A 3,039-nucleotide genomic window follows, 5' to 3' on the forward strand; every position below is an offset into this window, starting at 1 on the left:
CATCTCGATGCACAGCGTCATCAAGGGCGTGAACCCGTTTCTTATCACCTACGTGCTGATCCTGGCGCTGCTGGTGGTCTTCCCGCAGATCGTGACTGCGCCCGTCGTCTGGCTGCGCTAGCCGTTTGCCTGCTCCTCTTCCCCGTTTTTCTTGCCAATGGAGACAACCATGAAAACTTTCCGTCGCACCCTGCTGGCCGCCCTGTCGGTCGCTGCCATCACCTGCTCGTTCCAGGCCGCAGCCCAAGACTTCAAGCCGCGCATCATCCGTTTTGGCTACGGCCTCAACGAGGACTCCAACCAGGGCCGGGCCACCAAACTGTTTGCCCAGGAAGTGGAAAAGGCCTCGGGCGGCAAGATGAAGATTCGCGCCATCGGTGCCGCCGCACTGGGCTCGGACGTGCAGATGCAGCAGGCCCTGATCGGCGGCGCGCAGGAGATGATGGTGGGCTCCACGGCCACGCTGGTGGGCATCACCAAGGAAATGGCGATCTGGGACACGCCGTTCCTGTTCAACAACGCCAAGGAAGCCGACGTGGTGCTCGATGGCCCCGTGGGCCAGAAGGTGATGGACAAGCTGCAGGAAAAGGGCCTGGTGGGCCTGGTGTACTGGGAGAACGGTTTCCGCAACCTCACCAACAGCAAGCGCCCGGTCAACAAGCTCGAAGACATGGACGGCATCAAGCTGCGCGTGATGCAGAACAACGTGTTCCTCGACAGCTTCAAGACCCTGGGTGCCAACGCTGTGCCGCTGCCGTTCTCCGAACTCTTTACCGCGCTGGAAACCAAGACGGTGGACGGCCAGGAGAACCCCTACAACACCATCCTGTCGAGCAAGTTCTATGAGGTGCAGAAGTACCTCACGGTGACCAACCACGTCTACAGCCCCTGGATCGTGCTGGTCAGCAAGAAGTACTGGGATGGCCTGTCGAAGGCTGAGCAGAAGGTGCTGCTCGACGCCGCCAAGAAGAGCCGCGACTTCGAGCGCCAGGACACGCGTGCCGAGGCCGACAAGGCGCTGGCCGACCTCAAGGGCAAGGGCATGCAGGTCAACGAACTGCCCGCCGCCGAAGCCAACCGCATGCGCGAAAAGCTCAGCGCCGTGAACGCCAGCATTGCCGCCAACGTGGGCGAGGGCTTGTGGAAGGAAGTGCAAGGGGCCGTGGCCCAGGCGCGCGCTGGCAAGTAAATCGGGGTGGACGCCATTGGCAGCCTTTGAGCTGTCGATGGCAGGCTTCGAACCTCTCCGTGTCGCGAAGCGCCATGAAAAAGGCCGAGGCCCCTGTTGGGGCCTCGGCCTTTTGGCATTTGCAATCTTTCATTTGCACCGAAGTGCAGGCCGGTCCAATTACAGGGAGCCGATTTCGCCGGAAGAGATCTGGCCAGTGCGCACAGCTTCAGCAGCCTGGGCACGCACAGCAGCACGGTCAGCGGTGGACTTGTAGGTCACCACACGCGAACCAGCGGGTTCAATGCTGCGTGTTTGAGCCACGGTAGCGGCTTCGGCTTGCACTTCAGCGCGGGTGCGGTTGGTTTCAAACTTGGTGGCGAACTGCGAAGCATCGGCTTCGTCAGCCTGGGCACCAAAAGAAGCGAAAGCGGCGACAGCGGCGATAGAGAGGAAACGGGCAGTCTTGTTCATGATGAAACTCCTATGAAATTCGAAAAATGGGAACGAGGTGTCTGGAATACGCGGTGGGTGAAGCTGTGGATTCAAAAAATTGAATCAACCGCCTTCAGCAGGGCCCACGCGGCCAGTGCGCATGGCTTGTGCGGCAGCTTCGGCACGCACGGCAGCGCGGTCAGCCGTGGACTTGTAGGTCACCACGCGGGAGCCTGCGGGCTCTTGGYTGCGCATTTGCACAGCCGTAGCGGCTTCGGYGATCACTTCGGCGCGGGTGCGGCTGGTTTCGAATTGGGTGGCGAACTGCGAAGCGTCGGCTTCGTCAGCCTGGGCACCGAAAGAAGCGAAAGCAGCAACAGCGGCGATAGACAGGAAACGTGCGGTGTTGTTCATGATGGAAATCCTTGAAGTTAAAAAAGCGTCTMAAAAAACCGGGTGAAGATCAGAAACGACTCGCTTCGCACCGGGTTCGGTGAGTCGCCTTGCGGGTTCGGCTCATCGATGGGATGAACTGTACGCCGGTGCTGTTCAGAGAAAAACCACTGAGTCGCGAACTAACTGTTCCAGTATTGGAAACAATCTTCCGGGCCGTCTGCCGTGTCTGCCTGCCCTCGGAACCCTGGCGGTTTGCCATGGAATCCGCCGGGCGCTGGCAGGCAACAGATGCCGCAGAGGTGAACGTGGTCGGTGCGTTGAACATGGGCTCCATCGTGCCGGGGCAGGCCGGGGGCGTCGTCTCGCCGCGGTTTCGCTTCTTTTCAGTTTGTTTCGCGCGAGGCGGTATGCAACTGCGCAGAAACATCCGTTGCATTCGCCGTGCAACAGATGATCAAAAAGCGCCGCACATGGGGCTTGCGCGGGTTGCGCCCACGGGGCTTATGGGCTGAAATCTCCCTGTGCCCGTTTCCGTTTTCACGAGGGAGGTTTCCATGACCGCAGTCGCCAAGATTCTTCAGTCCAAACCCGATGCCACCGTCCATACCATCAGCCCTGCTGCTTCCGTGCTGGACGCCCTCCAGCTCATGGCTGACAAGGGCATTGGCGCGCTCATCGTGACCGAGGGCGCGTCCATCGTCGGCATCTTCACCGAGCGGGACTACGCCCGAAAAATCGCCCTCATGGGGCGCACTTCAGCCGTCACCCAGGTCAAGGATGTGATGACCTCGGCCGTGATGTTTGTGCGCCCGGACCAGACCAGCGAGCAGTGCATGCAGCTCATGAGCAACAACCGCCTGCGCCACCTGCCCGTGGTGGACAACGGCAAGCTGGTGGGCATGATTTCCATTGGCGACCTGGTCAAGGACATCATCTCCGAGCAGAAATTCATCATTGAGCAGTTGGAGAACTACATCACCGGGAGTCACTAGGAGCAACCCCCTGAGGCGCTGCGCGCCTTCCCCCTTCTCTCGAAGGTC

The 3,039-nt window shown here is 60.4% G+C and carries 5 protein-coding genes; 3 read left to right on the plus strand and 2 right to left on the minus strand.

The features are described 5' to 3' along the window. The first annotated feature begins 169 nt into the window (after positions 1–169). Entirely contained in the window at positions 170–1,189 is a 1,020-nt protein-coding gene (locus AC04MI_RS24365; protein WP_015015151.1) for a TRAP transporter substrate-binding protein, read from the plus strand. Between the two features lie 159 nt (positions 1,190–1,348). Here the strand turns inward: AC04MI_RS24365 and AC04MI_RS24370 are convergent, their stop codons facing one another. Together AC04MI_RS24370 and AC04MI_RS24375 are read right to left on the minus strand one after the other, a co-directional pair. Continuing rightward, on the minus strand, positions 1,349–1,642 hold the full coding sequence (locus AC04MI_RS24370) for a hypothetical protein (RefSeq protein WP_056743987.1): 294 nt from the start codon (positions 1,640–1,642) through the stop codon (positions 1,349–1,351). Positions 1,643–1,726: 84 nt separating this feature from the next. Beyond that, on the minus strand, positions 1,727–2,017 hold the full coding sequence (locus AC04MI_RS24375) for a DUF4148 domain-containing protein (protein WP_476498947.1): 291 nt from the start codon (positions 2,015–2,017) through the stop codon (positions 1,727–1,729). A 113-nt stretch (positions 2,018–2,130) separates the two neighbouring features. Between AC04MI_RS24375 and AC04MI_RS24380 the strand changes: the two genes are divergently transcribed. Together AC04MI_RS24380 and AC04MI_RS24385 are read left to right on the plus strand one after the other, a co-directional pair. After that, positions 2,131–2,511, plus strand: a complete 381-nt coding sequence (locus AC04MI_RS24380; RefSeq protein ID WP_146871532.1) for a hypothetical protein — start codon at positions 2,131–2,133, stop codon at positions 2,509–2,511. Between the two features lie 42 nt (positions 2,512–2,553). Then, positions 2,554–2,991 (plus strand): CBS domain-containing protein, encoded by a 438-nt coding sequence (locus tag AC04MI_RS24385; RefSeq protein WP_436077855.1) that lies wholly within the window; start codon positions 2,554–2,556, stop codon positions 2,989–2,991. The last annotated feature ends 48 nt before the right edge of the window (positions 2,992–3,039 follow it).

This window comes from Acidovorax sp. LjRoot204, from assembly GCF_056175785.1.